General features: G+C 71.5%; 21 protein-coding genes. 12 read left to right on the plus strand and 9 right to left on the minus strand.

Annotation, left to right across the window (positions count from 1 at the left end):
- Positions 1-372: 372 nt before the first annotated feature.
- Positions 373-594 carry a hypothetical protein gene (locus ABZ404_RS08940; protein ID WP_358832280.1) on the minus strand — a complete coding sequence of 74 codons (222 nt, stop codon included), beginning with the start codon at positions 592-594 and terminating at the stop codon, positions 373-375.
- A gap of 225 nt (positions 595-819) precedes the next feature.
- Here ABZ404_RS08940 and ABZ404_RS08945 point away from each other — a divergent pair, with 225 nt between their 5' ends.
- Together ABZ404_RS08945 and ABZ404_RS08950 are read left to right on the plus strand one after the other, a co-directional pair.
- Positions 820-1,989: a hypothetical protein gene (locus tag ABZ404_RS08945; RefSeq protein ID WP_358832281.1), complete on the plus strand. Its 1,170-nt coding sequence runs from the start codon at positions 820-822 to the stop codon at positions 1,987-1,989.
- 100 nt (positions 1,990-2,089) lie between these two features.
- On the plus strand, positions 2,090-2,773 hold the full coding sequence (locus tag ABZ404_RS08950) for a hypothetical protein (protein WP_358832282.1): 684 nt from the start codon (positions 2,090-2,092) through the stop codon (positions 2,771-2,773).
- 105 nt (positions 2,774-2,878) lie between these two features.
- Here ABZ404_RS08950 and ABZ404_RS08955 read toward each other — a convergent pair whose 3' ends face one another.
- A complete protein-coding gene (locus ABZ404_RS08955; protein ID WP_358832283.1) occupies positions 2,879-3,367 on the minus strand; it encodes a DUF5709 domain-containing protein in 489 nt (162 codons plus the stop codon).
- A 229-nt stretch (positions 3,368-3,596) separates the two neighbouring features.
- Here ABZ404_RS08955 and ABZ404_RS08960 point away from each other — a divergent pair, with 229 nt between their 5' ends.
- Positions 3,597-5,063: an ornithine decarboxylase gene (locus ABZ404_RS08960; protein ID WP_358832284.1), complete on the plus strand. Its 1,467-nt coding sequence runs from the start codon at positions 3,597-3,599 to the stop codon at positions 5,061-5,063.
- A 141-nt stretch (positions 5,064-5,204) separates the two neighbouring features.
- Here the strand turns inward: ABZ404_RS08960 and ABZ404_RS08965 are convergent, their stop codons facing one another.
- Positions 5,205-6,398, minus strand: coding sequence for an amidohydrolase (locus tag ABZ404_RS08965; protein WP_358990294.1), 1,194 nt, complete (start codon positions 6,396-6,398; stop codon positions 5,205-5,207).
- 318 nt (positions 6,399-6,716) lie between these two features.
- Between ABZ404_RS08965 and ABZ404_RS08970 the strand changes: the two genes are divergently transcribed.
- From ABZ404_RS08970 to ABZ404_RS08980, 3 genes are all read left to right on the plus strand, one after another.
- Positions 6,717-7,502, plus strand: a complete 786-nt coding sequence (locus tag ABZ404_RS08970) for a PRC and DUF2382 domain-containing protein (protein ID WP_358832125.1) — start codon at positions 6,717-6,719, stop codon at positions 7,500-7,502.
- Between the two features lie 493 nt (positions 7,503-7,995).
- Complete coding sequence (locus ABZ404_RS08975; protein ID WP_358832124.1) at positions 7,996-9,165, plus strand: serine hydrolase domain-containing protein; 1,170 nt, start codon at positions 7,996-7,998, stop codon at positions 9,163-9,165.
- A 270-nt stretch (positions 9,166-9,435) separates the two neighbouring features.
- Entirely contained in the window at positions 9,436-10,530 is a 1,095-nt protein-coding gene (locus ABZ404_RS08980; protein WP_358832123.1) for a DUF5954 family protein, read from the plus strand.
- Between the two features lie 50 nt (positions 10,531-10,580).
- Here ABZ404_RS08980 and ABZ404_RS08985 read toward each other — a convergent pair whose 3' ends face one another.
- Entirely contained in the window at positions 10,581-11,408 is an 828-nt protein-coding gene (locus ABZ404_RS08985; RefSeq protein WP_358832122.1) for a class I SAM-dependent methyltransferase, read from the minus strand.
- Between the two features lie 73 nt (positions 11,409-11,481).
- Between ABZ404_RS08985 and ABZ404_RS08990 the strand changes: the two genes are divergently transcribed.
- The 4 genes from ABZ404_RS08990 (at position 11,482) to ABZ404_RS09005 (ending at position 14,090) form a co-directional block, all read left to right on the plus strand.
- A complete protein-coding gene (locus tag ABZ404_RS08990; RefSeq protein ID WP_358832121.1) occupies positions 11,482-12,096 on the plus strand; it encodes a TetR/AcrR family transcriptional regulator in 615 nt (204 codons plus the stop codon).
- A gap of 114 nt (positions 12,097-12,210) precedes the next feature.
- A complete protein-coding gene (locus tag ABZ404_RS08995) occupies positions 12,211-13,053 on the plus strand; it encodes a hypothetical protein (protein ID WP_358832120.1) in 843 nt (280 codons plus the stop codon).
- A gap of 67 nt (positions 13,054-13,120) precedes the next feature.
- Positions 13,121-13,444, plus strand: a complete 324-nt coding sequence (locus tag ABZ404_RS09000) for a hypothetical protein (RefSeq protein ID WP_358832119.1) — start codon at positions 13,121-13,123, stop codon at positions 13,442-13,444.
- A gap of 196 nt (positions 13,445-13,640) precedes the next feature.
- The gene (locus tag ABZ404_RS09005) at positions 13,641-14,090 is read left to right on the plus strand and encodes a DUF6174 domain-containing protein (protein ID WP_358832118.1); all 450 of its coding nucleotides are present in this window, start codon (positions 13,641-13,643) and stop codon (positions 14,088-14,090) included.
- A 119-nt stretch (positions 14,091-14,209) separates the two neighbouring features.
- Here the strand turns inward: ABZ404_RS09005 and ABZ404_RS09010 are convergent, their stop codons facing one another.
- The 5 genes from ABZ404_RS09010 to ABZ404_RS09030 form a co-directional block, all read right to left on the minus strand.
- Positions 14,210-14,548: a hypothetical protein gene (locus tag ABZ404_RS09010; protein ID WP_358832117.1), complete on the minus strand. Its 339-nt coding sequence runs from the start codon at positions 14,546-14,548 to the stop codon at positions 14,210-14,212.
- Positions 14,538-15,140, minus strand: a complete 603-nt coding sequence (locus ABZ404_RS09015; RefSeq protein WP_358832116.1) for a sigma-70 family RNA polymerase sigma factor — start codon at positions 15,138-15,140, stop codon at positions 14,538-14,540. Before ABZ404_RS09015 ends, ABZ404_RS09010 begins: the two co-directional genes overlap by 11 nt.
- Positions 15,141-15,496: 356 nt before the next feature.
- Complete coding sequence (locus tag ABZ404_RS09020; protein WP_358832115.1) at positions 15,497-16,264, minus strand: hypothetical protein; 768 nt, start codon at positions 16,262-16,264, stop codon at positions 15,497-15,499.
- A gap of 256 nt (positions 16,265-16,520) precedes the next feature.
- Entirely contained in the window at positions 16,521-18,035 is a 1,515-nt protein-coding gene (locus ABZ404_RS09025) for a hypothetical protein (protein ID WP_358832114.1), read from the minus strand.
- A complete protein-coding gene (locus tag ABZ404_RS09030) occupies positions 18,032-20,035 on the minus strand; it encodes an ATP-binding protein (protein ID WP_358832113.1) in 2,004 nt (667 codons plus the stop codon). The genes ABZ404_RS09025 and ABZ404_RS09030 overlap by 4 nt, the downstream gene beginning before the upstream one ends.
- Before the next feature lie 457 nt (positions 20,036-20,492).
- Between ABZ404_RS09030 and ABZ404_RS09035 the strand changes: the two genes are divergently transcribed.
- Positions 20,493-21,629, plus strand: a complete 1,137-nt coding sequence (locus ABZ404_RS09035; protein ID WP_358832112.1) for an NAD(P)/FAD-dependent oxidoreductase — start codon at positions 20,493-20,495, stop codon at positions 21,627-21,629.
- A 217-nt stretch (positions 21,630-21,846) separates the two neighbouring features.
- A complete protein-coding gene (locus tag ABZ404_RS09040; protein ID WP_358832111.1) occupies positions 21,847-22,353 on the plus strand; it encodes a MarR family transcriptional regulator in 507 nt (168 codons plus the stop codon).
- Positions 22,354-22,381 lie beyond the last annotated feature (28 nt).

Here is a 22,381-nt window from a genome sequence, read left to right on the forward strand (position 1 = left end):
CCGAAACCGGGTGGGGAACCGGTCGCATGCCAGGCTGCCCGTAGGACGGTGGCCTGGCATCGGCTGTCGGACCGATCGCAAGCCCATCGAGTGCACGGGCCGGGGGTCAGGACATGCAGGAGGTCGGGTTCGGGATCCCACTCGGGCGGGGCGTCCCCGGTGGCGAACTCCCGGGTCTGGTGCAGGTGATGATGGGCAGGCGCCATGATGCTCCCCTTCTTCGGGCGGACCGTCAGCCCGGCCGGACCGAGCACCCCGCATCCTCGTGCGCTGTTTCTGCCCTGCCCATTCTGGAAAGCACGGGCACGACGGTCCGACCCGTGGGGGACTTCCGTCCCGCGCTCAAGGACACTGCGGGTGACGGGAGGGTGGTCAGGCCGCCTCGTAGTGGTGGGCGCGGCCGCCGCGCCATTCGATCATCTGCGAGTCCCCCGCCACCATGTCCTCGGCCACGCTCTCCTCGATCCCGGCCCGGCGCAGGATCTCCGTCAGGTCCCGGTCGGAGTAGGCCAGGCCCACGATCTGCCCGCGGATCGTCACCCGCCGTCCGCCCGTGCCGCGCGGCGGGTGCACGACTATCGGCGCCTCACTCATGGTTCCAGGGTGCCCCGCACGGGCGGTCGCAGCACACCGGGGCCATAGCGAATCAGGTGTGGGCGGGGGCGGGGTTCGCGGGAGACGCGGAAGGTGAGCGAGGAGCGGCGAGAAGGAGGAGTATGGAAGGTGCCGATACGTGGCGATACCCGAGGGCGGCTACCTACCCGGGTACCGTATCCCGCCGCAGTTCGCCCACTGCCGCTTTCCTCTGGCTCCTGGCTCATGTCATTCCTCGCGCGGATCTTCTGGAGATCACTGACCGCCGTACTGGTGAGTATCACGGTCGCGTGGGCACCGGCGGCCTCTTCCGCGCCGAACCCGGTCCTCAAGGAGGAAGCACTCCTCCTGACCCCGGCCACGGGCCCGCCCGAGACTTCCGTACGCGTCAGTTTCGCGAGCTGTGTCGCACCGACCTATATCAGTGGCATCACGTGGGACGGAGATCCGTTCGACTTCTCGGGAACAGATGAGCCCGGCGTCGTCGACATCACCGTGCCGGCCAAGGCCGCACTCGGCTCTCATGACGTGAGGGCCCGGTGCGCCACGAATTCCAAACTGGGGCCGATATACGGCACCGCTTCGTTCACCGTCACGGCACCGGATCCCCCCGCAATCACACTGGACCCCACCCAAGGTGAGGAGCAGACCACTGTCACGGTGAACGGTTCCCAATTCAACTGCTCACATGTGGATCTGTTGTGGGACAGCACGTCGCTTCCGGGAAGCGACGTAGCGAGCGAGGGGACCTTCAGCGCGCAGTTCCAGGTTCCGGCGGGGTCAACTGCTACGACGCACACCGTGCGAGCCGCCTGCACGGACTATCCCGAGTGGAGCGGTCAGGCTGAGTTCACGGTCACGGACCCAAGCACGAACGAAACCTCGACCACCGGCGAGACCAGTAATGGAGACAACAGCACGGGGAGCACCAACGGGGACAGCAACGGGAGCACCACGGGAGACACGAGCGGTGACACGAGCGGTGACACCAACGGTGACACCAACGGAAGCACCACGGGAGACACCAACGGGGACACCACGGGCAACGCCACAGGCACCACTGGCAGCACCGACGGAGACAGCAACGGAACAGGGAGCACCACCGGCGACTCCACCGGCGACTCCACCGGCATCTCCCACGGCGGCACGGCGACCCCGGTCGGCTGGGTCGTCGGGCCCAGTCTCTTCGGGGCCCTGCTGCTCCTGGCCGTCCTGTTCTCCCTCATGAACCATCGCCACCGCGGGCCGCGCTGGGTCCACGACCACATCCGTGCGACGCTCCGCTCCGGAGCCGCGGCAGTCGCCCTGCAAGAGCCTCCGGAGGACACCGGTTCAGCGAATCGCACCGTACGACTCGAACCCCACACGGATCCAGGTGATCAGCGCCTCTATTGATACCTCTACCGGTCTCCTGATACCTGTACCGGTCTCCGCTGACCTTCGTACCTGCGTCGACCCGCATCAGCGCCCGTCCGCCTCCTCCGAGGTGAAGCCCATGACCACGACCGCCGCGGCCACAGAACCGTTCACCGCCCGCGCTTTCCTTTTCGGTCGGGAGGAGGGCAGCCCGCCCGACGCGCTCCTCGGCCCGCTCCAAGGCACCGGGGCGGCCGGAGTGGTCCTCGCCGGAACGACCCGCCCCCTCACAGCGGCAGCTCAACGGGCTGTCGAAGGTGAGATGGCGTCCGTCGTCGACTCTTTTCTCAGCCTGGATCTCTTCGACGTGGCAGCGGGCGGCTGGCGTAAGCACGTTGCTCTCAGGGACGCCGCGCGCCGCACCCGAGCCACCCCGGGCAGCGAGGAGGTGGTCGCGCTCGCGACCCACGAGATCACCTCGCGCCACCGCCCTTACGTCGACGTGCTCGTGGACGGCGTCAACCTCGGCACCCTTGACGTGGGGCTCGACCTGACCTTCCGGATCACCGGGCTCGTCGCCGTCGTACGCGACGCCCAGTTGGTCGCCCTGCGCAGCGGGGAGTGCAAGCTGACCGGGTATCTCACCATCCAGCAGATCCTGTTGGCGAAGCGCCAGGCGCAAGTGGACCTCCCGGGCATCTGGCGCCTGCACCGCCCGCTCGCGCTACTCCGCAACGAGGCACCGTCACCACCTCCCACACCTCCCCCGCCTCCCCTTCCCCCGCCTCAAGACACGTACTGGCGCGGGCCGCGCGGCCGATAGACGTGCGGGGGGCTCCAGGAGGCGGGCGAGAAGCAGCACCGTCGGCCGGCGGGGGTCGGCCGGGCGCGTGCGGGGCCGCGTCGCGCCCGGCTGCGTCCCGCCTCGTCACTCCCGGTTCTCGTCGGCCGGTGGCAGGTCCTCGTCCGAGATGACGTGCATCGCGGCCTCCTCGGCGCCCGCCGCGCCCCCGTCGATGCCCTCGTCCGTGGCGACGGCCTCCTTGGTGGTGTCCGGGTGTGCGCCCTCGTCCGGGGCCACCAGCCGGCCCGCGCGCCTCTCGCCGGACTCGGGGTCGATGGGCTCGCCCTCTCCCCCGGGCAGATCGCCGATGCCGTCACCAGCGGGGGGCTCCACGTCCGGCACCTCCTGCTTCAGCCGCTCGTCGAGCGACTCGCCCTCGCGCTGCTCCCGGGCCGTGGTGCCCGTCTTGGTGACGCCCAGGGGCTTCTCGGGGGGTGAGTAGCCCTCGTCGAGCATGTCGTCGTACGTACGCTCGTCCACCGCGTCCTGGAGGTCCAGCGGGGACGCGTCCTCCTGCTCCTCGTTGGTGCCGGTGGGCTGGTAGGCGTCGTCCGCCATGTTCTGGTCGCTCATGACTACCTCGCGTCAGGGGTCTCGTTGAGATCGCGCTTCGCCCTCTGATCGTCGCGCGTAGATCCTCGGGGTGCCCGCGGCGCACTCCTCCAAACGCCCCAGCGCGTGATCACCGGCGTTCGTCCGGGCCGTAGGTCCGTCGGAGAGAAGGCGCCGTAAGGAGGAGAAGACGCCGTAAAACCGTGCCGTGGGGCGTTTACGAACCCACCTTCGCAAGAACACATCACTCATGGACCACTCGAAGGCTCCCGTACTGGAAGCACTGGCCGCCTACCACGCCGAGGGACAGACACCGTTCACCCCGCCCGGCCACAAGCAGGGACGCGGCACCGACCCGCGTGTGCGTGCGGTGCTCGGAGACGCGGTCTTCCGCTCGGACGTGCTCGCCACCAGCGGCCTGGACGACCGCACCTCCTCGCACGGCGTCATCGAACGGGCCCAGGAGCTGATGGCGGACGCCGTCGGAGCGCAGCACACCTTCTTCTCCACCTGTGGCAGCTCCCTGTCCGTCAAGGCGGCCATGCTGTCCGTCGCGGGCCCGCACGAGAAGCTGCTCGTCGGGCGGGACGCGCACAAGTCCGTGGTCTCCGGGCTCGTCCTCGCCGGCATCCGCCCGGTCTGGGTGGATCCGCAGTGGGACCCCGAGCGCCACCTGGCGCACCCCCCGTCGGCGGACGCGTACCGCGCCGCACTGGCCGAGCACCCCGACGTCCGGGGCGCGCTGGTGACGACCCCCACGCCGTACGGCACCTGCTCGGACCTCGCCGCGATCGCCGACGCCTGTCACGAGCACGGTGTCCCGCTCATCGTCGACGAGGCCTGGGGCGCGCACCTGCCCTTCCATCCGGACCTGCCGACCTGGGCCATGGACGCCGGTGCGGACGTGTGTGTCACCTCGGTGCACAAGATGGGCTCCGGACTCGAACAGGGCAGCGTCTTCCACCTCCAGGGTGACCTGGTCCAGGCGCACGTCCTCGAGAGCCGCGAAGACCTGCTGGGCACCACCAGCCCGTCCGTACTGCTGTACGCCGCGCTCGACGGCTGGCGTCGGCAGATGGTCGAGCACGGCCGCGAGCTGTACGACGCCGCCCTCGCCCTGGCCACGCGCACCCGCGCCCGCATCGGGGAGCTGGACGGACTGCATGTGCACGGCAGGGAGGACTTCTGCGGCCCCGGGCGTGCCTTCGACCTCGATCCGCTCCAGATCACGATGGACGTCACGGCGCTGGGGACGACCGGGTACCGACTCGCCGACTGGCTGCGCGAGCACCACCGCGTCAACCTGCACCTGGCCGACCACCGGCGCATCAGCGCGCAGCTGACCCATGCCGACGACGAGCGGAGCGTGGACACGCTGCTGACGGCGCTGTCGGACATGGTGGCCCACGTCGGGGAGCTGCGTCCCGCCCCCGAGGTGGAGGTGCCCGACCCGCGGGAGCTGCGGCTGGAGCAGGCCGTCCTGCCGCGCGACGCCTACTTCGGGCGGGTCGAGGAGGTGCCGCTGGCCAAGGCCGTCGGCCGGGTCGCCGCGGAGATGCTGACCCCGTACCCGCCGGGCATTCCTGCCGCCCTGCCCGGCGAGCGGCTGAACGACGCCGTGGTGCGCTATCTGCGGACCGGCGTGGACGCGGGCATGGTGGTCCCGGACGCGGCGGACTCCGAGCTCTCCTCGGTGCGGGTGACCGTGGAGGAGTGAGGGTGGCCCGTTCCGCCGGACTGTGTCGGCGGTGGTTTCGTCCACCACCGCCGACGATGCCGGGTGGGCAGGCAGCCGGACGGGCGGGGTGTCGCACGTGTCGGCCCCGCGCGCCTTCAGGTCATAGCCGCGCCGTTCAGGTCACAGCCCCGCCGCGGCCTTCTCCCGCAGCCGCGCCCAGGCCTCCTCCCGGACACCGGGTCCGATCAGTACGTCGGCGGCCGTGCACGCCAGCGCCTCGGCGGCGGCCAGCATCACGCCGCGGGCCCGCGTCCCGCCCGCCGCCTCCGCGAACTCGGGCGTGTGGTCGGAAGCACCGGCGTCCAGGATCGCGACGAACGGGTGGATGGCGGGCAGGCGGGTGCTGACGTTGCCGATGTCGGACGAGCCCAGGTACACCCCCGGGACGGGCTCGGTCAGCTCGATCCCGTGCCGGGCGATGTGGTGGGCGAACCGCCGCGACAGCACGTCGTTGTCGCGGAAGTGCTCGTACGTCGCCCCCACGCGCTCCACCACCACCCTGGTGCCCGTCGCCGACGCCACCCCGCGGGCCGTGGAGTCCATGTGGGCCACCAGTTCCTCCAGCGCGGCGGTCGTGGCCGCGCGCAGCCCGAAGAGCCCCTCGGCGTACTCGGGAATGATGTTGGTGGCCTCGCCGCCGCGCGTCACGATGCCCTGGATGTGCGACCCGGAGGGCAGCCGCCTGCTCAGTACGGAGACGGTGTTGAAGAACTGGATCAGCGCGGCCAGCGCGTCGATGCCCTCGGTGGGATTGCCCGTGGGGTGCGCCGCCCTGCCGTGGAACCCCAGCCGTACCTGAGACTGCGCGGTCAGCGGCGCCCACGACCAGTTCTGCACCCCGGGGTGGAACATCAGCGCGCAGTCCGCCCCCTCGAAGAGCCCGGCGGCCACCTCGGCCACCTTCCCCCCGCCCCGCTCCTCCGCGGGCGTGCCGACCGCCAGCACGGTCCCCGGGATCTCCGCGAACGCGTCACGCAGCGCGAGCGCCGCGCCGAGCCCGGCTCCGGCGATCAGGTTGTGCCCGCAGGCGTGACCGAGCCCGGGCAGCGCGTCGTACTCCATCAGCAGCGCCACACGCGGCCCCTCGCCGGTGCCGGCGCGCGCCAGGAACGCCGTGGGCAGACCGGCCACGCCGCGCTCCACCCGGAACCCGGCGCCCTCCAGCTCCCCGCTCAGTGCCGCCGCCGCGCGGTACTCCTCGTAGGACGGTTCCGGATCCTTGTGCAGGAGCGAGCTCACGTCCCACAGCCGGTCGGCGCCGGTGGTGATGCTGCGGCCTATACGGTCGTACGTCGATGCGAGAGTGTCCGGCACGTACCTCTCCTGCCCTGGTGCGCTGAGTGCCCGGCGGGCCGGGCCGTTCACGCAGCCGGGTTCCACGCCAGGCGCACCTGATGCCTGCGCGCCGACGCGGGACCCGTCTCGCTCGCATGGCCTAACGCCATCCAGTCGAAGGGGTGAGCCCCAACACGGCTCTCCGCGGCACGGAAGCGCCTGGTGCGCCGAGCCCGGGGAGGGCGGCCACCGTTTGCGGGACTGCCCGGTACGGGCGGGAATGGGTGGCAGGGCGCGGCCTTTCCCACGGGGCGCACCGAATCCCCTGGGCCGCATCCTCCAAAGGAGCGATGAAGCATGACTGCAGGATTCCTCCATACCGGCGAGCTCAAGGACCTCACCGTCCGCGACCCGAAGGGTGACAAGATCGGCACCGTCGAGCAGGTCTGGCTCGACGACCACACCGGCCGCCCGGAATGGGTCACCGTCAAGACCGGCCTCTTCGGCACGAAGGAGACCTTCGTACCGCTGTCCGGGGCGCGCAGCGACGGCGACACGCTCACCGTCGCCCACCACAAGGCGCATGTGCACGACGCCCCGCACGTCGACGCGGACCAGCACCTGGACGCGGAGGAGGAGCGGGCCCTCTACCGCCACTACGGCCTGTCCGGCAACGGAGCCGCCGGCACGGACCAGACCGGTACGGCGGCGGCCGCGCGCACGACGCGTGGTGAGGACGAGCTGATCCGTTCCGAGGAGCGTCTGCACGTCGGCACCGAGGAGCAGGAGGTCGGCCGGGCGCGCCTGCGCAAGGTCGTGGTGACGGAGAACGTGGCCACCACCATCCCGGTCAGCCACGAGGAAGTCCGTGTCGTGCGCGAGCCGATCCGCGACGGCGACAAGGTCCGCGCGGACATCGGCGAGGCCGAGTCCGAGGTGACCCTGCACGCGGAACGCCCCGTCGTCGGCAAGGAGAAGGTCGCCGTCGAACGCGTCCGCCTGGAGACCGACAAGGTCACCGAGCAGCAGGAGATCTCCGAGACGGTCCGCAAGGAGCAGATCCAGTACGACGACGGCACCGGCAGGCGCGGCCGCCGGGGCAACGAGCCGGGTCGTGGCGGCGGGCGCGGTCCGCAGCACTGAATCACCGGCATCGAGCTGTCGGGCGTCACCAGGGTGACGGCCCGAGCGAACGAGACGCCCGGCCACGGCGAGGAGGCGGCGACAAGCCCCTCGACGTGGTCGGGCACCCGCATGCCCGGACACCGGACGAAGCACGACGGGTTCGCCGACATCACCGACCCTGTGCCCCCGACGTCAGCGAATGGCTCGACGCGCAGCCCGGGCGCTGACACCCCGGCTCCGCACGGCCGGGCAGGGGCGGACAGGGGCGGACAGGGCGTCGGGCAAACCACGGGGCAGGCAGGTGGGGGCAGGGGGTTAACCCCACCTCAAAGCGGGTGGCTGACGGGATCCCGGGCACGGGTCCTGACCGAAAATACTGGGTCCCACAGTCCAGTTGTCGCCCACCGGCCTCCCGGGAGCCTTCGTGTACGAGCACACCCATGCAGCAGACGGATCACTTTCCCGCACGAGGAAGGTGGGCCGGAGGACCGGGGCTGCGCCGAGGCTGCGGGTGGGCGCTGTCGGGGCGGTCGCCCTGGCGGTGCTGGCCGCCGGATTCACCCTGCCCGCGTCGGCGGCGAGTGCTGAGGACACCGGTAAGGCGCCGACCACGCGCGCCGCCCACGATGCCACGCAGGCGGCCTTGGACGGGGTGGTCCAGGGCGGGCCGCCCGGCGGGATCGCGCTCGCCCAGCGCGGGCACGACGTCTGGGCAGGCCGTGCGGGCACCGCCGATCTGGCAACCAGCCGCCCGGCACGCCCCGATGACCGCTTCCGGGCGGGGTCGATCACGAAGACGTTCGTGGCCACCGTCGTCCTCCAGCTCGAAGCCGAGGGCAGGCTGAGCCTGGACGACACCGTGGACCACTGGCTGCCGGGCCTGGTCCGGGGCAACGGCCACGACGGCGCGAAGATCACCCTGCGCCACCTCCTCAACCACACCAGCGGCATCTACAGCTACACCGAGGACGAGGACTTCAAGCGCAGGGAGTTCAGCACCGACTTCCTCCGGCACCGCTACGACACCTGGACGCCGCGGCAGATCGTCCACCTCGCCATGTCCCATCAGCCGGCCTTCGACCCCGGCGCCGGGTGGAGCTACTCCGACACCAACTACGTCCTCGCCGCCATGGTGATCGAGAAGGCCACCGGGCACACGTACGCCCGCGAGATCGAGCGGCGGATCCTGCGCCCCCTGCACATGGACGCCACCACCATGCCGGGCACGCGAACCCGCGTGCCCGGCCCCAGCGGACGCGCTTACTCCAAACTGACGGGGGAACTCGCCGGGCCGGGCGAACCGAACAGCACCACGTACGACGTCACGGAGTTCAACCCCTCCCTCGCGGGCGCCGCGGGCGAGATCATCTCCAGCACCCGTGACCTCAACCGGTTCTATCAGGCCCTGCTCTCCGGTCGGCTCCTCGACAGCCGTCAGCTGGCGAAGATGACCACGACCGAGCCGATCAAGGAGATGCCGACCGTCTCCTACGGGCTGGGCCTGATGAAGATCAAGCTGTCCTGCGGCGTCGACGTCTGGGGGCACAACGGCGGCATCCAGGGTTCCGTCTCGCAGACCATGGCGACGGCGGACGGCGGCCACGTACTGTCGCTGAACTTCAACGGCGACTGGAACGTCCACGAACAGCGGCTCGTCGAAGCCGAGTTCTGCGGCGCGTGAGAGGCGAGCACGTGCGGCGAGCGCCGTCCCCTCGCACCCGCGCACGCCCCACACGGCGGACGGCCTCCAGAGCACGGTGACGGCCGCCGTACTGGACGGGCCCCCAGGTCACGGCCGCTGGTCACCGGTCGCCCGCGCCCGCGCGGCGCGCCCCGGCCCGCCCGGCGAGAACCGACTGCTGGTCCGGTTCCCGGCCGGGCGGGCGGTGACGGCCGGGGGAAAGTCCCCGAACCCCTGAGGAGGCCGCGGGGTCGTCGGCACTATGGGGTCATGAGCCATGGGCGTAAGGGGCCGAACAGGGCACGGCGACTGGTCGTGCGGGTCCCGGTGGAACCGGTGGAAGCCGTCATGGAGGCAGACGCGGTGGACGCGCTGCGGACGGAGAGCCTGGCGGTGCGCGGTCCGCTGTTCGGCATCGCGGCACAGAGCGCACAGGACGGACCGCGGTGGCGGGTGGTGGTCCCGGTGACGGCCGACAACCCCCAAGAGGCCCGCGACACCCTGAACTCGCGGCTGTGGTTCCGCGCGAAGGACCGCGCCGCGGACAGGGCGGAGCGCCGTGCGCTGCTGGCGGCGGTCGCTCGCCTCGACCGTGAGCGGGTCACCGAACTCACGGTGCTGGGGACCCGTTACCGCGTCGTACGTGCCGAGGAGTACGCGGGCATGGGCGACGACGGCCTGGAGCTGCCGCGTCCGACCGACCCCGAGCCGGCCGTGCCCGACTGGAGTCCGGCCATCCCGACGGCGCGGACCGACGACGGCCTGGTCCTGGACCCGGACGCGCCGGTCACCCCGGCCCAGGCCGCGGAAAGGCTGGCCCTACGGCAACTGTCCTATTCCGGCACGCGGTTCCCCCGGTCCGTCCTGGACGACTCGCGCCGGGCACTGGCCACCCACCCTGATGTCCTCCTGATGCCCGTGGCCTTCACGGTCGTAGAACGTGGGAGAGAGGGATGGACGCCGTCCAGCTCGCTGCATCCCACCGCTCACGACGCCCGCAGGACCCTGGAGTTCACCCTGCTGCAATGGCGGCCACGCCAGCGAGGGCTCGTCAAGGACGTACACGCCGACGCCCGTACCGTACTGGCCGCAGAGGACTGCGATCCGCGGACCGCCGCGGAGCTGGCCGTATACGTGGCGGCTGCCGACCGCCTCCGGGCCGGATCGCTCAACGAACTCAAGGTCCGGGGCATCGTCTACCGCATCGCCCGGACACGCCGCATGCTGCGCTGGGGCCCTGACGGTCCCGAAAGCCCCCGCCCTTCCGACCCGAGAGGCGAAGCCCCCTGCCCGATCCACGTGCCCTTGGACGAGGACGGCAACTATCTGCCCGAGGATGACGAGGATGACGCGGAGGATGTATGAGCGAGGCGGACCGCGCGGAGCCCGGGGCGGGCGCGCCTCGGCGGGCGGACTCAGGAGCTGCCGACGAGTACGGCAGTCGTCGCCAGGGTGGTGTAGGTCATCGTGAAGCGTCCGCCCAGGGAATCGATGGCGTCGCCTACCGCGTCCAGGATCCCGGTCAGTTGTCCGGGACGGAGTCCGGTGAGGCCACCGGTCGTGGGGAGCAGGTCCAGCCATTGGTCACGTGTGTAGGACTGCACCCAGTCGTACCGCCACTGCTCGGGTTCGTCGAACCGTTCGGTCTCGCGGATCCTGTCGGCGAACTTCGCGTACGCCGCCTGGTAGAGGCCGAGCGGACGTCGGGCCGGCCCGCCGTTGAGCGGGGAGTCCGGCGCCGCCCGTCGGTACGCGGCGGCGAACGGCTCGGCCACTTCAGCAGGCGGCTCGTAGACGTGACCGAAGATCGCCAGCCGTCCCCCTGGGCGCAGTACCTGTGCCGCCTTCACGGGGCCTGCGACCGGATCCACCCAGTGCCACGACTGGGCGGCGATGACGGTGTCGAACCTCCGACCGGCCGGCTCCCAGGTCTCGAAGCCCGCCACCTCCACCTCCAGACCGTGGACTCGGGCGCGGTCGGCCATCCGTGCATCGGGCTCGACACCGAGGACGGCGCAACCCGCGGCCTGGAACTGACGGGCTGCGATGCCGGTCCCGCAGCCGACGTCGAGCACCTCGGGTCCGGGGCTTCCGGCGATGACCCGCGCCACCAACGTATCGGGGTAGCCGGGCCGGGACCGGTCGTAGCGCCGCGCGTCGGCGCCGAACGATTCGGCCATCCGCCGGGCCCTGTGCGGCTCGTTCGAGGACGACTCCGAGGGCTCCTGCCGTAAAGTGGGCATGCGCCCACCTTAATGGGCGCATGCCCACTGGGCAACGGATACCAGAGGGCCGACGCACGAAAGGACCTGTCCCTTGCCGACCGGGGTTCACCTGCGCGACGCGCGGCAGCAACTGTTCGAGGCGGCCGAACGCGTACTTCTGCGGGACGGCCCGAACGGGCTGACCAGCCGAGCCGTCACCGACGAGGCAGGCTGCGCCAAGGGCGTTCTGCACCGCCACTTCAGCGACTTCGACGCCTTCCTCACCGACCTCGTGCTCGACCGGGCCGCGCACCTGGAAAAGCAGGCGGGCGCACTGCGCGGATCCGCCGGGAGCGGGGCGGTGGTCGACAACCTCACCACCGCGCTGACCACCCTGTTCGGGCCCGTTCCGGTAGCGCTCATCCCGCTCATCACTTTTCGGGATGAGCTGCGTGCACGTCTGCGGAGAGCGAGACCTGGAGGCGGCATCGTGATCCTGGCCCAGGCCGCGAGCGAGTTCTCCGCCTATCTGGCCGCCGAGCGTCACCTGGGGCGCATCGCGGCCGACGCCGACATCGATTCCCTCACCCTCTCCCTGGTCGGCGGCGGGCATCTCCTCTTCGCGGACCGGGACTCCGGACCGCCCACCAAGGCGGCCGTCAGCAGACTCGTGACGGCAGTCATCGCGGACGCGGTACGACGCGGAACCGTAACCGGAACCGCCTGAGACGACACCGGCCCTCGCATGGCGCGATCCTGTACGTGTGTGGTGATCACATCGGGGCACGGGGGCTGAGAGCGTCCGAAACACGCCGCCCCAAGGACCCGAGGAAGAGGACCCATGGACAACGGATTTCCGAGCGGGGACTTCCGGATCATCAACGTCGAAACCGGCCTGTGTCTGTACGCCCCGCGCGAGACCCGCGAGGCACAGAGGGCTCTTCGCGACACCCATGATGCCCGTGACACCCGCGCTGCCAGCGATACCCCCGCCGCCCCTGAGACCCCGGGCGGTCAGGCAACCCCCCGTCGGGAACCGGCCACCGGCCCCACCCCCGAGCTCGCCATCCGCGAGCCGCAAGGAACAGAGGACGAGAAGTGGTGCTTCGACACGCGCCGTGACCGGGAAGGCATGGCCCCGGCCAACCAGCTGGTCTGCGCGCCCACGCACGCGTCCGGCGGCCAGTACGCCCTCGACGCCGGGCAGGCCGGTCTGTATGCCACGGAGAAGGACGAGGCCCGGGCCGCCACGCTGAGCCGGCTCATCCAGGCGGAGGAGGAGCAGGCCAGGCTGGAGGCGATGACCACGGATCCGGACAAGGAGGAAGAGGCCGTACGGCGGCTTCAGGAGCTGGCCGCCGACGAAGAGCTGGAGGATCTGCGCGAAACCGTCGGGTTCGTGGGTCTGGGAGCGCTGCGCGCCCAGCTCCGTCTGGCGCGGGGGCTGGACCTCCTCCCGCAGGACGTGGCTCACCTGCTGGGCGGTGTCGGGCTGGTGGGGGCGGACACGTCCCCCGTGTCGAAGTGGGCCGCCCAGGACGGGGCGTTGGTCCTGGAGGACAAGCCGGACCAGCAGGTCGTCATCTACGAGTTGCCCAACACCGGCGAATACCGGCCCGCACTGATCCACAAGAAGGCCACGGGTCCGGGTCTGCACCGGACGTGGCGCTTCGAGAAGGCGTGAGCGCCGGAACACCGGTACGGGCGGGCGGATCAGCCGTGCGCCCGCCCAAGAAAGGCATGATGACCAGATGGACAAGCAGCTTCCCGCCGCCATCGAGCAGACGCTCGTCGCCCGCAACCACATGAACGAGGCGCGGCCCTACAACCACACGCGCCAGGTCATGACCTTCCTCTACCAGCGGGGCGACGAGGCGATCGACCTCGGCCTCTTCGAAGGCCCCTTGCCCATTCCCAGCGTGGGCCAGGCGGTGACGCTCTGGATCACCGGCAACCCCCTGATCGTGACCCGCGTCGAGACGCATTACGGGATCGGCCAGCACGGCGAGGACAAGCAGGGCGCGCAGGTGGCGTCTGTTCTGGTGTTCGTCGAGCCTGCCGCCGAGCACCCGTAGGCATGTTCGGCGGCACCCGGCCGTTCTTCCCCCGGTGCGCGCTGCTCTCGGCCATGCTGCTGGCGACGTCGAGTCAGGTGACCCGCTCCTCGCGCCTCTCCCCCAACGGAGGGGCGGCCGTGGTCGAGTGGACCGGAACCGCATTCCCGGCCGCACCGTCCCAGGGGCAACTCACTACCGAGAGGCCCGCCCTGCCATGAGAAGCCCGCGAACGTCCCTGCTCCTCGCATCCGCCGGACTCCTCCTTGCCGCTGCCACCGGCTGCACCGCGGCCGAGACGCGTCCTGCCCCCGAGCCAACGTCCTGGTCCGAGCCGGACCGGTACACCTACCGGCTGCTCTCCACCTCCGGGGACCGCCCGGGCACCGGCGACTTCCAGGTCACCGTGGACCGGGGAAAGGTCGTCAAGGCACTCGGCCTGGACGACGGACACCGGCACACCGTCGAGCGGAACCCCCGCGACATCCCGACGCTGAGCGGTCTTCTCACCCGGGTCGCAGAGGCCCGTGCGGCCCACGCCGACGTGGCGCGCACGATGCTCGCCGCGGACGGGCACCCCACGGAGGTCCACATCGACTGGCTGAAGAAAGCCATCGACGACGAGGCCGACTACTTCGTCACGGAATACCGCGTGCTGACCTCCTGACCTCCTGACCCGTGAACGGTCGGCGAAGAGAGCGTGCAGAGCGGCCTGTTCAGCGTGCTGCGCCGCCGCAGCCACGTCGTGGGCGGCTGCGGCTGCGGCGACACCGTGTGCCCCACGGGCTAGGACCCGGCGCGGGTCAGTTCGCACCTTCCGTTCGCGCACGACCGGCGCAGCCGCGCACCCGAGACCGTCTCGACGAGGCCGATGATCCAGCACATCGGGCAACCGCGTAGCGCGATCAGGCCGACCGGGGCGAGCAACAGACTCACCAGCCCGATGACCGGCAGCAGGACCAGGGAAGCGGCGAGCGCGCCGAAGCCGATGGCCCCGCGGGCCAGATGGCGCGGAACGGTGACACTGGCGAAGCCGGCGCTCACCGGCGCGGTCTGTGTTCCGGCGGGACGCGGCGCGGAGGTGCGGGTCGCCCGGGTCGTGTCCTTTCGCACGTCATGCCTCATGGTCGGTCCCCCTCGTTCCGGCGGGTTCGTCGCGCAGTACCTCGCGTACCGTCGAACGGGCCCGGTGCAGCCGGGACTTCATCGCGGCGGTGCTCAGCCCGAGCCGGTCGGCGACCATACGGCCGGGAAGGCCCTGGATGTCCCGCATGACCAGCACCTGCCGCTGGTCCTCGGGCAGGGCGGCGACGGCGGCCGCGACGCGTTCGGCCTCCAGGCGCAGCAGGACGTCCTCCTCCGCGGACCGCACCGCTCCGCCCACCGCGTCGGAGTCGGTCTTCGTGTCGCAGGGGTCGGGCTCGTGGACCGGCGCGTGCCGGAGCAGTGCGCGGGTACGGCGCAGGCACTCGTTGCGTACGATCCGGAACATCCACGACGCCAGCGCCCCGGAGGCACGCAGCATGCCGATCTTCCGGTAGAGAATGATCAGCGCTTCCTGGGCGGCGTCCTCCGCGTCCTGCGGTGTGGCACACAGGGTGTGAGCGAACCGCTGCACATGCGGGTAGGAGCCGTACACCAGGGCGGTGAGCGCTTCGACGTCGCCGCGCTGTGCCGCCGCGACCAGGGTCCCGCCGGGCCAGGTGTGCTCAGCCACGCCGACGGCTCCGGCGGCGCAGCAGCGTGACGGTGCACGCGCACAGCAGCAACGCGGCGGCAGCCGCGGCGATGACGACGGTGGTCATGGTGTCCTCCCGGTGGGGTGTGTGCGGACCCGTTCGTCCGCACACCTATGAGAGGCACGGGGGGGCGCGGAAGGATTCACCCCTGTCGTGCAGTGCCGTCGTCCCGTGCGGGGCGCTGCTCACGCGGCCCGTCATCCGGACCGCTGCCGCCCGGACCGCCCTCGCCCTTACCGTCGCCGTCCGCGACCGGCCCGGGACCACCAGGGGCCGGGCCGGTCACGGTCGCCGCGACCACACTCCCCGCTCGGCGAGGGGGCTTCGGATCGGATCAGCCGAGCTTCTTCATCTGGGCGTCGATCACGGCCTTCGGCTGCTCCGCCTTGCCGGCCAGGCTCCAGGCGTAGAACGTGGCGAGCGTGGCGCCCTTGCGGATGGCCACCAGGTGGAACGTGCTGGGGGTACCGTCCAGGTCGGCGGTCAGCGTGTAGGCAGCCGCCTCGTCGCCCCCGGTGTAGGCGGCGGGAGCGACCTTGGTGATGGCGCTCTTGTCGCCTTCGGCGATCACGCTGAAGCCGCCCGCGCAGTCCGTTCCCGCCTTCTTCAGCGTGGCCAGGGCATCGGCGGCGCCGGTGCCGTCGTAGGAGGCCAGAGTGTCGGAGGTCATCGTCGTCCCCAGCGCGGCGAGACCGGCCTTCGCCTTCTCCTCGGCGGACGCGCCCGCGGCCGGGCCCTTCGGCACCGCGATGACCTTGCGGGTCACGGACGCGGCCGGGGCGCCGACCGTACGCAGCGACATGACGTCGTTGAGCGGCTTGCAGGCGGGCTTGTCCGTGGTGACGGTCTTGCTGGACGCGACGTCCGCCGCGGTGGGCTTGGTGACCTTGTGGTCCTTCAGGTCGGCCTCGGTCAGGGCGAGCTTGTCCAGCTCGCCCTGGGACAGGGCCTTCTGGCCGCCGGTCGCGGGCGCGCCCGACGACGCCTTGCCCTTCGGCTCATCCTTCGCCGACGACCCGTCCGAGCCGCAGGCGCTGACGAGCAGGGCGAGCGAGAGCGTGGACGCGGCGAGGGCGGTGCGGCGGACAGTGGTGCGGCGCATGACTGAAACAGCTTCCTTCGCGTTGGGGGACGACGACCCTTCCGCGGACCGCCCACTGACGCGTGGACCTGCGGAAAACATCGTGTAAAGATCAATCTATGCGCGACCTGGCCCGCCAAGGGGCGGTCGCCTTCGCAGCGCCCTGATCGTGACGACAGCGCAACCTCACCTGCATGCGATCGATATTCCGACGCGTACAACCTTCCGCGTACGGCGACGGGCACCGCGGACGCCCCGGACCGGTCCCACCCCGGCCTCAGGGCTTCAGCGTGTCGACGAACCGGTACCGCCCGCCCCCGTCGTCGCGTGCCGCGGGAGGCCCGAGTTCGACCAGGGCCATCGGGCGGTCGGACGGTTCACCCGTGTCCGGTGTGAACGCGATCTCACCGCTGACGCCCCGCACCTTGTACGTCCCGTTGGTCTGGCCGAGCAGGTCGAGGACCGTGCTCGCGGTGGCCTTGTCCAAGCCGTAGGTGTCCACGGCCCGGCGGGCGGCGATACCGGCCGTGTACACCGCGTCGTGGCCCACCATGGCCTGCCCATTGGCGAGTTGCCCCGCGCTGCCGCCGCGCAGTGCCAGATAGCGGCGCCGGAAGTCGGGGAACGGGCCGCGCTCCTGGCCCCCGTATATCCGTGCGGAGGCGTCGGGGTGGGCGTACGCCGTGTAGTACGCCCGCAGGCCGCTGGCCTTCCAGCGCCGGCCCAGCTCGTCGAGTCCGGCCGTCTCCGTACGGCCGCTGGTGCCGAAGTACATGCCCACGGCGCTGGAGCCGGAGAGGACGGTCACCGGGCAACTGCGCCGGTTCTCCCCCGCCGCCTCCACGAAGCTGCGCAGCTCCCGCCCCCGCGCGGCGAAGTAGACGCCGTCCGGAGTGGCGCCGGGGACGCAGATCTTCTCTGCGACCACCCGCAGGGCGTTGCCGCTGCCCGGTGCCGCGCCCGAGGTGAACGGCACCACCGTCTCGACCTTGAGGCCCGTGCGCCGCGCGGCGGCCATGAACCCCGAGTACAGCGAGGCGTTGTAGATGTCCCCCGCCTTGTTGTCCTTCACGACCTGGAGGCGGTATCCGGGCCGTCTGTCCTGCTGCTGCTTGAAGTAACGGGCCGCGGCCGAGGCCTGCTCTCCGGCGGGGAACGACACACGGAAGAACCCGGGCGTGGCCGACCTCATCTCGTCCCCGGCGACCGTCGCGCCCACGACCGGCACCCCGGCGGCCCGCAGTTTCTCGACCGCCGCGAGCGTACGGGCGTTGCTCTGCCCGATCCCGGCGACGGCCACGAGGTGCTGCTCGTCCTTCATCCGCAGGAGCTGGTCCACCACTTCGGCCGCGTACGCGTCGTTGCGGCCGGTGTTGGCGAGCAGCAGGCGTACCCGGGGCAGGGTGCCGCGCTCGTCGTTGATCTCCTGCTGGGCGACGAGCGCACCGGTGACCGACTGGCGGGTGCCTTCGGGGCCGCGGTCCTCGGAGCCGCCGGACATCGACTCCAGGTAGGCGAGGGTCACCGACCTCTCGTGGGACTTCTCGACCTCGCGGTTCTCGTCGTGGATCCTCGCGCTGAGGTCGCCGACGGCGGGGAAGGCGAACGACCCGTCGGTCACCCCGACACACTCGCCGCCGGACTTCCTGGCCACGCCCCGGGCGCAGTCCGTCTCGGGCGCGCAGGCCCTGACCAGGAAGAGGGTGAGCAGCGCCACGAGTGCGACGCCGAGGACCGACCACAGCACCTTGCGGCTGGGCGGTCGGGGCAGGGTGAGGGTCGGTGTGCTCATCGCCAGGGCTCCTCGGTGTACTGCTGCGCCTTGTCCTGCAGCACGTTGGCCCAGGAGACGCGCTGGGTGTGGGCTGCGGCGAGGGTGTGGAAGCGGGCGTAGACCTCGCGGTAGAGCGAGGCGTACGGGTCGCCGAGCGGGTCCCGGTAGGGGTCCCCGACCAGGTCGGTGGCCGGGTCCTCGGCGGGCTCCGGGGCGATCCAGCTCGCGGCGAGCAGGCGTGTGACGGTACGCAGCCGGGGCGCCGTGTCGTCGCGCAGATGCCGTACCAGGGCCTCGTAGCGCTCCCAGGGATCGCTTCCCGGGCCGGAGACGGAGTGGGGCAGCGGTGCCCGGCGCAGCCGGCAGAGTTGGGCGCACCACTGCTCGGGGGTGTCCTGCTCGAAGGCCGCGTCCAGGTGGGCCGAGGCAGCGGGCAGGTCGCCGGCGGCCAGGGCGTGGTAGGCCGCCAGGTCCGGCTCGCCCCGTGCCTCCGCCTCCGCGCGCAGCCCGGTGTGCAGGGCGGCCGGGTCCGCCACGGTGTTCAGGAGCAGGCGGCGCAGGAGGGGGTGCGGGGTGCCCGGGGGGCCGTCGGTGAGCGGGGCGCCGGTGTCGAGGTGCATGGTGCGCAGCCGGTCCCTGGTGAAGGCGTGGAACTCCTGGCCGAGGTGGGCCCTGGCCTCGATCTCGGACTGCAGCCAGTGGGCGACGGTGGCCTGGGCGAGGTCCGGTGCGGCGGCGGCCCTGGCCAGTGCGCCGCGCAGCCCCTGCGGCGGGTCGATGGGCAGCAGCCGGTCCAGGAGGGCGGTGCTGAACTGGCCCATCGGCTCCAGGATGCGGCGCAGCCGTTCCTCCCAGGGCTCCGTGGGCTCGCCCCCGTGCAGCGCGGCCAGGACACGGGCGGTCGCCTCGGGCTGCCCGCGGGTGATCTCGTATACCGCCCAGCCGAGCCACCGCGCTCCCGCGTGGCTGCGGGGCGGGGGCGCGGTGGCGGACTGGAAGACGTCCTTGGCCTGCTGCTCCACCTCGCCGCGGGTCAGGTCGCGCAGCCGGCCGATCCGCAGACCGGCCGTCACCTCCTGCGGGGCGAAGGCCGTGCCCGGCGGCCAGGGGACCGGATAGCCGTCGGCCGCGTACTGCCAACCGAAGTCGACGTCCTGAAGCGCCTTCGGGTAGCTGCCCGCCATGGCCACGGTGACCAGCGGGTCGTGGTCGGTGGTCCGGCGCTCCTGGACGAGCAGGCGCAGCACCTCGCCGCCGAGTTGGTTGTCGGCGTTGTCCAGCAGGACCAGGCAGCGGACCGCCCATCCCTTCCTGGTGTAGCAGCGGCGCAGTTCCTGGAGGAAGAGGCCGCAGACGATGCGTTCGGTGGTGGCTCGGTCCTCCGGGGCGGTGCCGTGGTAGGCGTGGTTGAGCTCGACGAGGATGTCCAGGGCCGAGGCGACGGCGGAGGCCCGCCGGATCCGGGAGAGCCTGCGGAGCATCTGGCCGTGCCGCAGCACCCGTTCGATGGTGGGCAGCACCCGGAACAGTTCCGTGAACGGGGACGGCAGCCCGGCCATGGACCCCGCCGCCTGGCCGACCTGGATGATGTGGGGCAGCCAGGCCGACGGCGGCCCGGACAGCTCCTGAGCCAGCTGCCGGCGGGCCACCGCCCGGTCCTGGGTGTCGAGTTCGAGTGCGAGCGCCGCGCACATCAGGTGGAAGGCGGGCAGGGATATGCGCGGTACGTGCTTCTTGCGCGGCTCGAGGCCATAGGCGAGCGCCCGCAGGACGTCGACCGGCCGCTGCTCGTGGCGGGCCAGTTCGGCCAGGTCGAGCCGGACCACCGGGCCCGCCGCCGCCCAGGTGCCGAGCGCCCGGAGCAGGGTCGTCTTGCCGCTGCCACGCGGGCCGAGCAGCAGCGTGACCGGGTGCTGCTCGGCCGCGCGGCCGCCGCCCTCGCCGGGCAGCAACTGCGCCTCGACATACCCCTGCACCAGCCGGTCGCGCTCGGACTGCCCCGCCCACTCCCGCGGCATCGGCCCCCCCTACCCCACGGTTGGGTACCACCACGGTGTGGTACCAGCGGAGGATCAATATCCCTGGGGCGTATGGGGGTTGCAAGGGCTGCCGGTAATTCCGGACGAACGGGAGAGGGAGACCGGTCGCGCCCGGTGCCTTCCTGCGGGGCAGCCGGCCGGGGGGTAGTGGGGCGGCCGGTCGTAGGGTAGGGGAGGCGGGGCGGTCAGTCCTTGGTAGCGACTTCTTCACCCGTGGTGGTGACTCATTGGGGTGAGCGACTGCCGGCGCCCGTCGATGCCCTGTCGGTGCCGTGTCGGTGGTTTGTCGATGGCCGGGGGGACATTTGGTCGTGGCCGGCGCCTGGCCACGACGACATCGGCGCCGGCAGCTCGACTTCCCGACTCCCTGGAGCGGTTGGCCCGGTATGACCGACCGGGCGCACGCCCCGGAGTCCACGCTCACGGAGGACCCCAGATGACCACCGACATCACCATCATCGGCGCCGGACTCGGCGGCCTCACGCTCGCCCGCGTCCTGCATGTCCACGGGATACCGGCCACGGTCTACGAGGCGGAGCCCTCCCCGGCCGCGCGCTCGCAGGGCGGCATGCTCGACATCCACGACTACAACGGACAACTCGCTCTCCAAGCCGCCTCCTTGATGGACGAGTTCAGCGCGATCATCATCGAAGGCCGGCAGGCGATGAGGGTCCTCGAACCGGACGGGACCGTCGTGCTGGACCAGGCCGACGACGGCACAGGGGGACGTCCCGAGGTGCAGCGCGGTGAACTGCGCCAGATCCTGCTCGACTCGCTCCCGCCCGGCACCGTCCGGTGGGGGCGGAAGGTCACCGGCAGCCGCACCCGCGGCGACGGGCGTCACGAGGTGACGTTCACCGACGGCACCACGGTGGTCAGCGGTCTGCTGGTCGGCGCGGACGGCGCCTGGTCACGGATCCGGCCGCTGCTCTCCTCCGCCACGCCCGAGTACATCGGCAAGTCGGTCGTCGAGACCTACCTGTTCCACGCCGACACCCGCCACCCCACAGCCGCCAGAACCGTCGGTGGCGGCGCGATGATCGCGCACGCGCCGGGCCGGGAGATCTTCGCCCACCGGGAGAAGGACGACACCCTGCACGCCTACGTGGGGGTGTCCGAACCGCAGGAGTGGTTCGCCGCCGTCGACTTCACCGATGCCGCCGCGGCCACCGCACGTATCGCACAGGAATTCGACGGCTGGGCGCCGGAGCTCACCTCACTGATCACCGACAGCGACACCGCGCCCGTCCTGCGGCCCCTCTACGCACTGCCGACCGGGCACCGGTGGGAGCGGGTGCCCGGGGTGACCCTCCTCGGTGACGCCGCACACCTCTCGGCCCCGAACGGCGAAGGCGCCAACGTGGCCATGCTCGACGGTGCCGAACTCGCCGAAGCCCTCGCCGTACATCCCGACGACATCGAGACCGCGCTCACCGTGTACGAACGGGCTCTGTTTCGCCGCAGCGCCGAGGCGGGCCGCTTCACACACGCCGAAGGAAACGCGAGTGACGCCGACCACAACGCGGTCGGCGACCTGATCGCCGCCTACACCCGGGAGGGTCAGACCCCGTGACTCCTGTGCCGCGGCCGCCCCGCGCGTCGGGCGGACCGGCGTCGGCCGGGCCACGGCTCTGCCCGCGTTATCGCACGCCCGCCCGGGGTAGGTGAGGATCGCTGGGCAAAAGAGGCAGAGATCCGCCCCGAGGCGGCTTGCGCGTCGGTGCTTCGGGTAGGGCGTCTGAATGAGCGGGACATCCGCGCAGCCCGGAGATTACTGAAAGAGACGCGTTGTGACCCATCTCGGCGGCCCCGGCGACGACGCTGCGAAGGGAGCGGACGACGGCGCTGATGCCGTCGCCCGGGACATCGCTGATGCCGTGGACCAGCTGACCAGCCTGTGGTCACTGGCCGCCCACGAGGCTCCCGTACGGCTGTCCCTGCACCAGTTGCGGGCCCTGCGCGTCCTCCAGGCGGCCCCGGAGCTGAACCTGACGGGGCTGGCGGACCGGCTGGACATAGGGCTGCCCACCGCCAGCCGCCTCTGCGACCGGTTGGAGGCGGCCGGCCTGCTGGAGCGGACGCTTCATCCGCACAGCCGTCGCGAGGTACGGCTGAGCCTCACCCCGCACGGCGGACACGTGTTGCGGGACGTGGCCGACCGGCGGATCCAGGCGCTGGTGGACGCGCTGGAGCAGATGACCCGCGCCGAACGTCTGGCCCTCAGTCGCGGACTGCGTGCCTTCCTCGCCGTACGGGACGTCACACGGGCGCGCCCGGACGATTCGGAGCACGCCTAGCCGAGCACGGAAGGCGCTGGTGCGCCGG

The sequence above is a fragment of the Streptomyces sp. NPDC005878 genome (genome assembly GCF_040629815.1).
Classification (GTDB): domain Bacteria; phylum Actinomycetota; class Actinomycetes; order Streptomycetales; family Streptomycetaceae; genus Streptomyces.